General features: G+C 73.1%; 12 protein-coding genes. 4 read left to right on the top strand and 8 right to left on the bottom strand.

What is annotated here, in order from left to right; genetic code table 11:
* Nucleotides 1–20 precede the first annotated feature (20 nt).
* The 5 genes from CP977_RS27900 to CP977_RS27880 all read right to left on the bottom strand — a co-directional run bounded on the left by CP977_RS27900 (nucleotide 21) and on the right by CP977_RS27880 (nucleotide 4,486).
* The gene (locus CP977_RS27900) at nucleotides 21–1,301 is read right to left on the bottom strand and encodes an aspartate aminotransferase family protein (RefSeq protein ID WP_062751497.1); all 1,281 of its coding nucleotides are present in this window, start codon (nucleotides 1,299–1,301) and stop codon (nucleotides 21–23) included.
* A complete protein-coding gene (locus CP977_RS27895) occupies nucleotides 1,298–2,140 on the bottom strand; it encodes a nitrilase-related carbon-nitrogen hydrolase (RefSeq protein ID WP_062751498.1) in 843 nt (280 codons plus the stop codon). The genes CP977_RS27900 and CP977_RS27895 overlap by 4 nt, the downstream gene beginning before the upstream one ends.
* 229 nt (nucleotides 2,141–2,369) lie before the next feature.
* Nucleotides 2,370–3,704: a UL36 very large tegument protein gene (locus tag CP977_RS27890; RefSeq protein ID WP_152371012.1), complete on the bottom strand. Its 1,335-nt coding sequence runs from the start codon at nucleotides 3,702–3,704 to the stop codon at nucleotides 2,370–2,372.
* A 113-nt stretch (nucleotides 3,705–3,817) separates the two neighbouring features.
* On the bottom strand, nucleotides 3,818–4,201 hold the full coding sequence (locus CP977_RS27885) for a PPOX class F420-dependent oxidoreductase (protein WP_062751499.1): 384 nt from the start codon (nucleotides 4,199–4,201) through the stop codon (nucleotides 3,818–3,820).
* A 33-nt stretch (nucleotides 4,202–4,234) separates the two neighbouring features.
* A complete protein-coding gene (locus CP977_RS27880) occupies nucleotides 4,235–4,486 on the bottom strand; it encodes a helix-turn-helix domain-containing protein (RefSeq protein WP_062756768.1) in 252 nt (83 codons plus the stop codon).
* 33 nt (nucleotides 4,487–4,519) lie between these two features.
* Between CP977_RS27880 and map the strand changes: the two genes are divergently transcribed.
* Nucleotides 4,520–5,287, top strand: coding sequence for a type I methionyl aminopeptidase (gene map / locus CP977_RS27875; RefSeq protein ID WP_152371011.1), 768 nt, complete (start codon nucleotides 4,520–4,522; stop codon nucleotides 5,285–5,287).
* 19 nt (nucleotides 5,288–5,306) lie between these two features.
* Here the strand turns inward: map and ggt are convergent, their stop codons facing one another.
* Nucleotides 5,307–7,106 carry a gamma-glutamyltransferase gene (gene ggt, locus CP977_RS27870; protein ID WP_152371010.1) on the bottom strand — a complete coding sequence of 600 codons (1,800 nt, stop codon included), beginning with the start codon at nucleotides 7,104–7,106 and terminating at the stop codon, nucleotides 5,307–5,309.
* A 116-nt stretch (nucleotides 7,107–7,222) separates the two neighbouring features.
* Between ggt and CP977_RS27865 the strand changes: the two genes are divergently transcribed.
* The 3 genes from CP977_RS27865 to CP977_RS27855 all read left to right on the top strand — a co-directional run bounded on the left by CP977_RS27865 (nucleotide 7,223) and on the right by CP977_RS27855 (nucleotide 11,036).
* Nucleotides 7,223–7,984 (top strand): hypothetical protein, encoded by a 762-nt coding sequence (locus tag CP977_RS27865; RefSeq protein WP_062751502.1) that lies wholly within the window; start codon nucleotides 7,223–7,225, stop codon nucleotides 7,982–7,984.
* A gap of 124 nt (nucleotides 7,985–8,108) precedes the next feature.
* Nucleotides 8,109–9,371 carry a hypothetical protein gene (locus CP977_RS27860; protein WP_152371009.1) on the top strand — a complete coding sequence of 421 codons (1,263 nt, stop codon included), beginning with the start codon at nucleotides 8,109–8,111 and terminating at the stop codon, nucleotides 9,369–9,371.
* A 105-nt stretch (nucleotides 9,372–9,476) separates the two neighbouring features.
* Nucleotides 9,477–11,036, top strand: a complete 1,560-nt coding sequence (locus CP977_RS27855; protein ID WP_062751504.1) for an alpha/beta fold hydrolase — start codon at nucleotides 9,477–9,479, stop codon at nucleotides 11,034–11,036.
* A gap of 33 nt (nucleotides 11,037–11,069) precedes the next feature.
* Here the strand turns inward: CP977_RS27855 and CP977_RS27850 are convergent, their stop codons facing one another.
* Together CP977_RS27850 and CP977_RS27845 are read right to left on the bottom strand one after the other, a co-directional pair.
* On the bottom strand, nucleotides 11,070–11,930 hold the full coding sequence (locus CP977_RS27850) for an amino acid ABC transporter permease (RefSeq protein ID WP_062751505.1): 861 nt from the start codon (nucleotides 11,928–11,930) through the stop codon (nucleotides 11,070–11,072).
* Nucleotides 11,927–12,571: an amino acid ABC transporter permease gene (locus CP977_RS27845; protein ID WP_062751506.1), complete on the bottom strand. Its 645-nt coding sequence runs from the start codon at nucleotides 12,569–12,571 to the stop codon at nucleotides 11,927–11,929. The genes CP977_RS27850 and CP977_RS27845 overlap by 4 nt, the downstream gene beginning before the upstream one ends.
* Nucleotides 12,572–12,576 lie beyond the last annotated feature (5 nt).

Here is a 12,576-nt window from a genome sequence, read left to right as displayed (position 1 = left end):
TGCGGGGCGGCCGGCGGGGGCTACAGGGTCCGGAGGGCCGCTTCGAGGAGCGCGGCGCCCTCCTCGGCCTCGGAGACGGTGAGGGAGAGCGGCGGCGCGATGCGCAGGGTGCTCGTGTCGTGCCCGCCGCCCTTGCCGATGAGCAGGCCGTTCTCGCGGGCCGCCTCCAGGACGGCGGCGGCCGCGTCGGGATTCGCGCGGTCGGTGCCCGGTTCGGTGAGCTCGATGCCGATCATGAGGCCGCGGCCGCGCACCTCCCGTACGGCGGGAACTCCGGCGCAAGCGGCTCTGATCCGTTCGATGAGGAGGCCGCCGACCCGGCGCGCGTTGCCCTGGAGGTCGTGCTCCAGGAGGTACGAGAGGTTGGCGAGCCCGGCGGCCATGGTGACCGGCGAACCGCCGAAGGTGGAGATGGAGTTGGCGTCGAGGCAGTTCATGACCTCGGCGCGGGCGACGACCCCGCCGACCGACATGCCGTTGCCGATGCCCTTGGCGAAGGTGAGGATGTCGGGCGGCCCGGCCTGGCCGTGGGCCTGCCAGCCCCAGAAGTGCTCGCCGGTGCGGCCCCAGCCGGTCTGCACCTCGTCCGCGATCCACAGGATGCCGTGCCGGTCGAGGACGCGGCGGAAGGCGGCGTACAGGCCGTCGGGCGGGGAGGTGAAGCCGCCGACGCCCTGGATGGGCTCCGCGATGAGGGCGGCGACGTTCCGGGTGTGCCCGAGGAGGTCTTCGAGGTCGGCGACGCAGGCCTCGGTGAACTCCTCGTCGCCGTAGTGCGCGTAGGGTCCGCGGGTGCGGACGCCGCCGTGCACGTAGAGCGTCTGGAGCGGGGAGAGGCCGGTGGGCGACCAGGCGCGGTTGCCGGTGATGCCGACGGTGGAGAAGGAGCGCCCGTGGTAGCTGTTGCGCATCGCCAGGATCTGGTTCGAGCCGCGGTACGCGGTGGCCAGGAGGAGGGCGGTGTCGTTGGCCTCGGTGCCGGAGGTGGTGAAGAAGACCCGGGCGTCGGGGATGCCGGAGAGCCCGGCGATCCGCTCGGCCAGCTCCACCATGGGCCGGTTGAGGTAGAGCGTCGAGGAGTGGATGATCCGTCCGGCCTGCTCGGCGACGGCCTTGGTGACCTCGGGCAGGGCGTGGGCGGTCATGGTGGTGAGGATGCCGCCGAAGAAGTCGAGGTACCGACGCCCCTCGGCGTCCCAGACGTGGCGGCCCTCGCCGTGGGTGATCTCCAGGGGGTCGCGGTAGTAGAGGGCGACCCAGTCGGGGATGACGGCCCGGTGCCGGTCGTGGAGGTCGTTCACGGCTTCACCAGCCCGTCGTACGCGTCGGGGCGGCGGTCCCGGTAGAAGGCCCACTGCTGCCGGACCTGCTCGATGAGGCCGAAGTCGAGGTCGCGGACGACCAGTTCCTCGGCCTTGTCGGAGGCGACGTCGCCGACGAAGCGGCCGCGCGGGTCGACGAAGTAACTGGTGCCGTAGAAGTCGTTGTCGCCGTACTCCTCGACGCCGACGCGGTTGATGGCGGCGACGAAGTACTCGTTGGCGACGGCGGCGGCCGGCTGCTCCAGCTGCCAGAGGTGGGCGGAGAGACCGCGGTGGGTGGCGGACGGATTGTAGACCAACTGGGCTCCGTTGAGACCGAGTTGGCGCCAGCCCTCCGGGAAGTGGCGGTCGTAGCAGATGTAGACGCCGACCTTGCCGACGGCGGTGTCGAAGACCGGCCAGCCGATGTTGCCCGGGCGGAAGTAGTACTTCTCCCAGAAGCCCTTGACCTGGGGGATGTGGTGCTTGCGGTACTTGCCGAGGTAGCTGCCGTCGGCGTCGATCACGGCGGCGGTGTTGTAGTAGAAGCCCTCGCCCTCGATCTCGAAGACGGGGACCACGATCACCATCCCGGTCTCGCGGGCGAGGTCCCGCATCCGGCTGACGGTCGGCCCGTCGGGCACGGGCTCGGCCCAGCGGTAGTGCTCGGCCTCCTGCACCTGGCAGAAGTAGGGGGCGTTGAACACCTCCTGGAAGCCGATCACCTTCGCGCCCTGCCGGGCGGCCTCCCGGGCGTACTCCTCGTGTTTGGCGATCATGGATTCGGTGTCGCCGGTCCAGGATGCCTGGACGAGCGCGGCGCGTACGACGTCGGTCATGAGCTGCTCCTTCGGCACGGCGTCAGAGAGCCTCTACGCACGTAGACGCGGTGCGTAGGAGGAGAACGTAAGCCCCGTCACATCCCGGAGCAAGACCGCCGCCGCGAACCGACCGGGTCGATCATGTTTCATACCCGAGTGGTCCACACCGGACACGTACCGACACGTGGGGAGCTGTACGCGTACGTCCACCGGTCCGGTCCGGTCCGGTCCCGGCGCTCCTCGTCCCTCAGACGCCCGCCAGGCCCGCCACGCGGAGGGCGTGGAGGAGGTCGCGCTCGCGGGCGGCGGACACCGCGCGGGCCGCGTCGAGGAGTTGGGGGACGAGTCCGCGCGGATCGGCACCGGCGAGGCGGGCCGCGTCCTCGGGGGCGCGGACCCGGACGAAGGCGGTCAGGAGGGCGTGGGCCTCGCGGTGGTGCTCCTCGGCACGCAGGGCGGCGCAGGCTCCGGCCAGTTCCTCGACCGGGCGGGCCACGCCCTGGCGGAGGAGCCGCTCGCAGTCGGCCGTCCGGCCCGCGTCGGCGAGGACCCCGGCGACGGCTGCGAGCCGGTCGGGCGGCAGCGAGGCCGCCTCCCAGAGGAGGGTGGACCAGTCGGCGCCGAGTCCGGCCCGGTGCAGCTCGTCGGCGAGCGCGGGCAGCCGGGCGGGCGGGCCGCCCAGCGCCTCGCAGAGCAGGGCGTGGGCCTCGCCGCCACGGCCCCGGGCGCGGAGCCTGCGCAGGGCGTAGACGGCGTTCGCCGCCGCGCGGGCGGCCTCGGCGGGGTCCTCCCCCAGGGCCCCGGCAGGCCTCCCGGCCGACCCCCCGACCGCCCCTCCGCCGGGCTCCCCGGGCCCGGCGCCGCCACCGAAGCGGGCGCCCCGGGGCGCCGCGCCTCCTGCCGGGAGCACGGGCGCGGGTACGGCCTCCGCCTCCCGCGCCTCGTCGCTCTCCTCCAGCCAGGCGTACCGGGCGCCCCGGGGGCGGCGCTCGGCCTTGACGGCCCGCTCCGGCTTCACGGGGGCGGCGGAGGGAACGACCTCCAGAGCCCCGGCGGCGGCCACCGGGGCCACCCCCCGCTCCCCCGCCGGTCGTGCTCCCAGCCGTGCCGTCAGCTCCGCGACCCGGGCGGTGGCCCTGGCCAGGTCGTCGCGGGTCCAGGCGAGGTCGCGCTCCAGGCGGGCGGCCTCCTCGGGGCCGGGCCCCGGGACCGTACGGAGGCGTTCCTCCAGCTCGCGGGCGCGGGACTCGGCGTACCGGCGTTCGCGCTCCATGAGCTCCCGGCGTTCGGCGAGCGCCGCCGCCGCGCCGGGCCGGCGGTCGTGGGCGCCCGCGGCCGCCGCGTACAGCGCGCGGCCCCGGACCGCGAAGGGTCCGTCGGCGGTCTCGCCGGCGTCCTGGAGCAGGGACGAGACGACGTCCCAGGGCAGCAGTTCCGTACCGTCGAGGCAGGCGCGCAGGCCCTCCGGGTCGCGGGCGGCGAAGACCCCGTACCACCCGGCGTCCGGCCGCAGGCGGGCCGTGAGGCCCGCCAGCCAATGGGTGAACTCGGCTGTTTCCGGCGGCGTATGAGTCACCGTCATGCGTTACGCACCTGCCCCGCGATCGACTGGAACCGTACGGTCCGCAGGTATTGGACCGCAGTCGTGTTACGGGACGACTACGGACCGTTTTCGCGCGGGTGGCCGCCCCGCCCTCACGGGAAGCGCACGACGATCCCGGTGTGCGGGCGCTTGCCGAGCCGGAAGACCGTGGCCGGCACGTCGACGAACCAGAACTGCCAGGTGTACTTGCGCAGGAGCAGCTTCCGGACGCGGCGCAGCTCCTCCCCCGTCACGAGACGCGCCTCGCCGGTCAGGCGCGCGGCGCCCTCGGGGATGTTGCCGCGCATGTCGCAGACGGCGGCCTCGACCCGGGGGTCGTTGCGCAACCGCTTGACCTTCCAGGAGTCGGTGCGGGTCCAGGCGTACAGCTCGGAGCCCTCCACCGCGTACCAGACGGGCGTCGCGACCCCCGTGCCGTTCTTCCGGAAGGTGGTGAGACTGACGTAGCGGCCGCGCCGCAGCTCCTCGGGAATCATGCCGGGAGCCTAAGGCCGGGGACGTCCGGCCGCTCAGACGGGGGCCGGGACGCAGTGCGTCACCAGGTCGTCCATGGAGAGGTCGAGGACTCCGGCGAGGGCCGCGACGGTGAAGAAGGCCGGGGTCGGGGCCCGGCCCGTCTCGATCTTGCGGAGGGTCTCGGCGGAGAGGCCGGCGGCCGCGGCGATCTCGGCCATGGACCGCTCGCCGCGCGCCGCGCGCAGGAGCAGGCCCAGGCGCTCGCCGCGCTCGCGCTCTTCGGGGGTCAGGGGTGTGCGCACCATGGGGACCATTCTAATACCGGTATAGTAATTGGCATGGTGGAGATCAAGACGAACGAATCCCTGGCGGCCATGCGCGAGGTCGGACGGGTGGTGGCCCGCGCCCTGGCGGCCGCGCGGGAGAAGGCCGCGCCCGGTGTCCGGCCGACGGAGCTCGACCGGGTCGCGCGCGAGGTGCTGGACGCGGCGGGCGCCGCCTCGCCCTTCCTCGGCTACCGCCCGGAGTGGGCGCCGGTGCCGTTCCCGGCGGTGGTGTGCGTCTCGGTGAACGACGCGATCGTGCACGGCGTCCCGGACGACACCCCGCTCGCGCCGGGCGACCTGGTGTCGGTGGACTGCGGGGCGCTGCTCGGCGGCTGGGCGGGCGACGCGGCCGTCAGCTTCACGGTGGGCCCGGCGCGGCCGGAGGACGCGCGGCTGATCGCCACGGCGGAGGAGGCCCTGGAGGCCGGCATGGCGGCGGCCGTCGTCGGCAACCGGATCGGGGACGTCGCGCACGCGATCGGCCGGGTCTGCCGGGCCGCCGGATACGGCGTCCCGGACGGCTTCGGCGGGCACGGCATCGGCCGCACCATGCACGAGGACCCGGGCGTCCCCAACGAGGGACGCCCGGGTCGGGGCATGAGACTGCGCCACGGGATGACGCTCGCGATCGAGCCGATGCTGATCGCCGGCGGCACGGACGACTATTACACGGCGCGGGACGGCTGGACGATGCGCACGGTCGACGGCTCGCGCGCCGCCCACGTCGAGCACACGGTGGCGATCACGGACGACGGCCCGCGCGTCCTGACGGCGCTGTAGGCGCCGGCCCTCCCGCCGGTCACCGTCCCGCCGGCCGGACCACCATCGCGGAGCCGCCACCCCGGCGGACCTTCTCCGCTGCGGCCACCCAGCGGCCGTCCGGCAGCCGTTGGACGCCGGTCGCGGCGCCGATCTCCGGGTTCTGCCGGAAGCCGTGCCCGATCACCTCCAGGTCGGCGCGGACGGGGCTGTTCCACAGGCCGGGTTCGAGTTCGGTGGTGGTCTGGTTGCGCTGGCTGGCGCGCGGCGCGGCGATCGCCTCGACGAGCGGCAGGTCCCGGTCGACGACCCCGGTGAGGGTCTGGAGGACGGTGGTGATGATGGTGGCGCCGCCCGGGGAGCCGAGCGCGAGGACGGGCCTGTCGTGCCGGTCGAGGACGATCGTCGGGGAGATCGAGGAGCGCGGCCGCTTGCCGGGACCGGGCAGGTTCGGGTCGTGCACCGCCGGGTTCGCCGGGGCGAAGGAGAAGTCGGTCAGCTCGTTGTTGAGCAGGAAGCCCCGGCCGGGCACGGTGATCCCGCTGCCGCCGGTGGACTCGATGGTGAGGGTGTACGCGACGACGTTGTCCCACTTGTCGGCCACCGTCAGATGGGTGGTGTTCTCGCCCTCGTACGTGGTCGGGGCGGCGGTCCCGCCGGGGGCGCACCGCGCCGGGTCGCGGGGGTCGCCGGGCGCGAGCGGGCTGGTCAGGACGGCGTCGTCGCGGATCAGGCAGGCGCGGGAGTCCGCGAACCGCTGCGAGAGCAGGCCGCGCGTCGGCACGGACTCGAAGGCCGGGTCCCCGACCCAGCGGCCCCGGTCGGCGAAGGCGATGCGGCTCGCCTCGATGAACCGGTGCAGGTAGCGGGCCTGCGAGGCGCGGGAGAGGTCGGTGTTCTCCAGGATGTTCAGCGCCTCGCCGACGCTGGTGCCGCCGGAGGACGAGGGGGCCATGCCGTAGACGTCGAGCCCCCGGTACGAGACCTTCGTCGGCGCGCGGAACACGGTCCGGTACGCGGCCAGGTCGCGCTCCGTCAGGTCGCCGGGGCGCACGTTCCGGGTGGCGCCGGGGCGGACGGGGGGCTTGCGGACGGTGTTGACGATGTCCCGGGCGAGCGGCCCCTCGTAGAGCGCGCCGACGCCCTCGCGCCCCAGCTTCTCGTACGTACGGGCCAGGTCGGGGTTCGTGAAGCGGGAGCCGACCTCGGGCAGCCGCCCGCCGGGCAGGAAGAGGGCCGAGGAGGCGGGGAAGTCGCGGAAGCGGGCCTCGTTGGCGGCCGTCTGGGAGCGGAAGGTCTCGTCCACGGTGAAGCCCTCGCGGGCGAGGCGTTCGGCGGGTTCGAGGAGGGTGGAGAGCCGCTTGCTGCCCCAGGCGTCGAGGGCGGACTTCCAGGTCGCCGGGGTGCCGGGGGTGCCGACGCCCCGCCCGCTGGTCATGCCCTCCTCGAAGGGGATGGGGACGCCGTTCTCCGTGAAGAGGTGCGCGTCGGCGGAGCGGGGCGCGGTCTCGCGCCCGTCGACGGTGTGCACGCTGCGGCTCTTCGCGTCGTAGTACACGAAGTAGCCGCCGCCCCCGATGCCGGCCGAGTAGGGCTCGGTGGCGCCGAGCGCGGCCGCGACGGCGACGGCGGCGTCGACCGCGTTGCCGCCCTTGCGCAGGATCTCGATCCCGGCGGCCGAGGCGTCGGCGTCGACACTGGCGACGGCCCCGCCGTAGCCGGTCGCGACGGGCTCCTTGAGGGGTGGTTTCGCCGTCGTCGGCGGCGCGGCGGCGCCCATCGAGAACACCGTCGCCGTGACGGCGAGGACGGAGATCTTGCCGGCGGTGGAGCGTCGCATTCGTACCTCCGGTCAACAGGCGTCCGCGCAGCGTAACTTCCCCCGTCCCCTTCCGTCAGGAACGCCTCGAACGGGGCCTCGAACGGGAACCCGGATGGCCGCTAGCATGCGCGCCCATGAACGAAGACGTGCGCAACATCGTGCTCGGGGTGCTCGCCACCGGGATCAGTGCCTCCCTCGGCTGGCTCGGCCGCACGTACCGGTGGCGGCGGAGACTCCGCCGCAAGCAGGCCTTCTTCGGCCTCCCCGGCGGCTCGGAGTGCCTGCTCGTGGTCAACCGGGAGTCCGGCGGGGACAACGTGGTGCACCGCTACGACGTCTTCGCGATGCTCGAACTCTCCGCGCTGATCAAGGACTGCGGCGCGCAGGCCCGCATCCTGCCGCAGGACCAGACCCACCAGGGCTTCGGCGACCGCACCGAGTTCTGCGTCGGCGGGCCGTATTCAAACAGGCGCATGGCCGCGCACCTGACCACCCTGCTGCCGGGCGTGCGGGTGAACGTGGACGTCGAGCCGTCCGAGGTGCGGGGCTCGATCACGATAGGCGCCGAGCGGTACCTCATGGAGAAGGGACGGTCGGAGTACGTGATCCTGGCCCGGCTCACGGCCGGGGAGGGGCACCGGCCGGTCTTCCTCTTCTGCGGTCAGCGGGCGATCACCAACCAGGCGGCGACCCGCTATCTGGCCCGCCACCACGAGACCCTGGCCCGCCGTCACCGCGGCGGCTCGTTCGTGCTGCTCCTGAAGGTGGTCAACTCGGAGGCGTACGGCCCCGACGTGGTGGAACTGGTCGCCGACGTGACGAGCGCGGCCCGTACGGCTCCCCCGGCGCCCGAGCCCTCCGGCGCCACCGCCACCGAACCGGCGGCGACGACCTGACCGGGAGGGGCCCGACGGGGTGAAGACGTCACCATCATGACAGGTCAGAGGCGTTTTTCGTAGGACCGAACGCACAGTTCGCGAGCCTTGTCCGGTCCCTCCCCCGGCTCCCAGAATCACCGTCATGAATCACTCCGGGAACATCAGTCAGAACATCGATCAGGACGCGGTCCTGCGGGCGAGGACGATGCTGCTCGGATCGGGGCGGCTCGGCCTGCCCCAGGAGGTCGAGGCGTACCGGGTCCTCGCGAAGGTGAGCCCGGCGGCGTATCTGCCGAAGCTCGTCCGGGCGCTGGTCTCGTACGGGTACGAGGTGGGGCACCGGCGCGGCCCGGAGCGGCGGCTGCCGCTGCACGCGGAGGCAGCCGACGCGGCCCGGCGCATCGGCGCCGGCCACCCGCGGAGGACCGGGGCGCTCCGCGACGCCCTGGAGGCGTACGAGCACGCGCTCTTCGAGCTGGGGCGGCGGGCCGAGGGGCGCGCGGTCTGCGAGGAACTGGCCGAGGCCGGGCGGGCCGCCTTCGAACGGGGAGAGGTGGCGCACCCGGCGTACGGAAGCGGCCGACTGGCGGTCGCGCTGGCCGAGGAGGGGCGCCACGGGGAGGCGGCGGACCTCCGGATGCGGGGAGCGGGCGCGGAGACGGGGGTCTCGTTCTGGTCGGCGGTCGAGCGGGCGGCGGAACTGGAGGCGGCCGGCCGGCGCGAGGAGGCGGTGGCGGTCTTCACCGGGCTCGTGGACGACACGCGGCGGAAGACGGAGAGCGACTCCGCCGCGCTGGCCAACCTGGTGTGGGAACTCGTGCACCGCTCCCTGATGCTGGACGCCGCCGGGCGGCACGGAGAGGCCGGCGCGGACCGGCGGGAGGCCCTGGCGGTCCTCGACCGGCTCGCGGAGTCGGGCGAGCCCAGGACCTGGAGCAACATCCTCTCCTGGTGGGCCACCCTGTACGCCCTGTCGGCCCGGACGGTGGAGCCTCCCGCGTCGCCGGAGGCCCCGGCGCCGGCGTTCGGCACCCACCTCCACCGCTGGTCGCGGGACACGCGGAAGGCCTACTTCGACGGCATCCCCGCCCTGGAGGCCGAGGCCGCGCGCCTGTCGGCGGCGGGGCGGCTCACCGGACTCGCGACCGTGCACCACCGGCTGACCGTGCGGTCCGCCCTGATGTGGACCGACCGCACCCACCTGTTCGAGGAACCGCTCCGGCCCCTCTTCGACGAGGAGGTGGCGCTCGCCCGGCGTACGGCGGAGGGGCTTTCCCGGGCCCTGACGGACCGGGCGATGTTCCTCGTCGCGGCGAAGCGGTACGGGGAGGCGCGGGCGGACTTCGCGGAGGCGGTGGGCCCGCTCGACGGCGCCGACCGGACACCAATCGTTACCGCCACGTAACTTACCGGGGAGTTACCTCGGGTAAGCACCTGCGGTTACCGTCGGGTCACTTTCACTGCCCCCCATCGCCGACCACCCATCGGCGTCCCCAGTGAGGAGTGCCCCGTGCGCACATCCCTGGTCCTCGCCGTCTCGGCCGCGCTCGTGGCCGGGACGGCCCTCGGGACCGCCCCCGCCGCCCAGGCCGTGGAGACCGCCGGCTCCCCCGGCATCCGCTTCGTCGACATCGCGGGCGAGGGCGGCACCGTCCTCAAGGCGAACGTCATCGCCCCCGCCGGGGCCGCCCCCGGCGCCCGCCTCCCCCTGATCGTGCTCCCCACCAGCTGGGCCATGCCCCAGATCGAGTACCTCGTCCCGGCGCGGAAGCTCGCCGACGCCGGCTACGTCGTGGTGAGTTACAACTCGCGCGGCTTCTGGCAGTCCGGCGGGGAGATCGAGACCGCGGGCCCCAAGGACGTCGCCGACGCCTCCAAGGTGATCGACTGGGCCCTGGCGAACACCGCCGCCGACCCCGACCGGGTGGGCATGGGAGGCGTCTCGTACGGCGCCGGGATCAGCCTGCTCGCCGCCGCGCACGACCCGAGGGTCAAGGCCGTCGCCGCGCTCAGCGGCTGGGCCGACCTCATCGAGTCCATCTACAGCGGCCGGACTCAGCACCTCCAGGCAGCCGCCCTGCTCGGCGGCGCCGGAGCCCTCACCGGCCGCCCCGGCCCCGAACTCAAGGAGGTCCTGGGCGACTTCCTCTCCTCCAACCTGGCCAAGGAGGAGGACATGATCGCCTGGGGCCGCAAGCGCTCCCCGGTGACCCACCTCGACCGCATCAACGCCAACGGCGCCGCGATCATGCTCGGCAACGCCTGGGGCGACACCATCTTCCCGCCCAACCAGTACGCGAGCTTCTACGAGAAGCTGACCGGCCCCAAGCGCCTGGAGTTCCGCCCCGGCGACCACGCCACCGCCGAACTCACCGGCCTGTTCGGGCTGCCCAACGACACCTGGGCCAACGCCCAGCGCTGGTTCGACCGCTACCTGAAGGGCGCCGACAACGGCATCGACCGCGAGCAGCCCGTCCAGCTCAAGTCCCGGTCCACGGGCGGCTACGAGGGCTACCCGGACTGGAAGTCCGTCCACGCGAACCAGCGCGAGTTCGACCTCGGCGGCACGCAGCGGGTGTGGGCGAACGTCGACTCCGGCGCCAACGGCGGGGTCACCCTGCTCACCAACGCCCTGGACCAGTTCCTCCGCACCCCGCCCGTCGTCTCCGTCCCCCTCCTCCCCCGCGCCTTCGCCGGCGTCTGGCAGTCCGAGCGGTACGACGCCCCGCAGCGGGTGCGCGGCACCGTGAAGGTGCACACCACGGTCGCCTCCACCAAGGAGAGCGGCACCCTCGTCGCGTACCTCTACGACGTGGGCCCGCTCGGCGTCGGCAAGCTGGTCACCAACGCCCCGTACACCTTCCACGGCAAGACCCCCGGGCAGCCGTTCGGCGTCGACCTGGAGCTGTTCTCCACGGCGTACGACGTGCCCGCCGGGCACCGGCTCGCGCTGGTCGTCGACACCGTCGACCCGCTCTACATCGAGCACAACCCGACCGGCGCGCAGCTGACCTTCTCCTCCCCGGCCGCCGACCCGTCGTACGTGTCGGTGCCGCTGCGGAAGGAGTGATCTCCGGCTGCCGCCGGGCGGGTGCGGCTCCCTCTACCGCCCTCCCGGCGGCGGCCCTCCCGGTCCGGCCGGAGCGACGTCCACGGCCTTCGCCCTCGGGTCGCGGCGCTCCCGCCGGGCCACCCAGGTGGCGAACCAGGAGAGCAGCATGCACATCCCGATGTAGATCGGAGAGATGACGAGCACGACGGGGATGAACGGCAGGTCGTAGTCGAGGTTGGACGCGATCAGCTTGCCCGCGTGCAGGAACTCCTCGTAGGTGATGAGGAATCCGAGCGAGGTGTCCTTCAGGGCCACCACCAGCTGGCTGATGATGGCGGGCAGCATCGCGCGGACGGCCTGGGGCACCAGGACGTACGTCATCACCTGCGTCTTGCGCATGCCGAGCGCGTACGCCGCCTCGCCCTGGCCGCGCGCCACGGCGTGGACGCCGGTGCGGAACACCTCGGCGAGCACGGAGCCGTTGTAGAGGGTCAGTCCGGTGACCAGGGCGGGCAGCGGCTGCACCTTCAGCGCCACGAAGACGAAGAAGATCATCACGAGGACGGGCATCGCGCGGAAGAACTCCACGAAGAGGGTGGAGGCCCAGCGCAGGACGCGGTGGTCGGAGAGGCGGCCGCAGGCCAGGACGGCGCCGAGGGCCAGCGAGAGGACCGACGCGCAGGCGAAGGCCTTCAGGGTGTTGCCGAGGCCCCTGAGCAGCAGCTCCTGGATGCCCTCGTAGAGGAAGGGCGACCACTTGGCGGAGGTGAACTGGTCGGTGTCGAAGAGGAGGTGGAGGATCCAGCCGGCCAGGGCCAGGAGCACGGCGGTGGAGACGAGGCCGTAGAGGAGGTGGCGCCGCCGGGCGCTCGGCCCGGGGACGTCGTAGAGGGCGGTGGACTCGGTGGTCATCGGGCGACTCCCCAGCGCTTCTCCATGACGTGGAAGAGGGCGCTGATGGTGAGGGTGATGATCAGGTATCCGACGGCGATCCAGACGAAGGTCCAGACGATGTTGTAGCCGAGCTCGCTCAGGGTCTTGTAGGTGCCGAGGAGTTCGGTGACGCTGAACGCCCCCGCGATCGCCGAGTTCTTGGCGAGGGCGATCAGGGTGGAGCCGATGGGCGGGATGACGGTGCGGAAGGCCTGCGGCAGGACGACCGTGCCGAGGGTCTGGGTGAAGGTCATGCCCAGGCTGCGGGCCGCCTCGCCCTGGCCGCGCGGCACGGTGTTGATGCCGGAGCGCAGCACCTCGCAGACGAAGGCCGAGGTGTAGCAGCCGAGGGCGAGGACGGCGAACAGTTCGAAGGGCAGGACGAGTCCGAAGCGGGGAAGCCCCAGCATGACCGCGAAGAAGAGCAGGGTCAGCGGGGTGTTGCGCAGGACGGTCACCCAGACCGTGCCGAAGGCCCGGAGGGAGCCGACGGGCGCGACCCGGAAGGAGGCCATGACGAAGCCGAGGACGAGGGCGAGCGCCGAGGCGTAGACGGTGAGTTCGACGGTGCCGAGGAACCCCTTTCCGTAGAGGGAGAAGTTGTCGGTCAGGACGTCCATGTCGG

Source organism: Streptomyces cinereoruber (genome assembly GCF_009299385.1).
In the GTDB taxonomy this organism is placed as follows: Bacteria; Actinomycetota; Actinomycetes; order Streptomycetales; family Streptomycetaceae; genus Streptomyces; species Streptomyces bikiniensis.
Note: the sequence above shows the minus strand (reverse complement) of the source record. Positions and strands in the feature narration are given on the sequence as shown.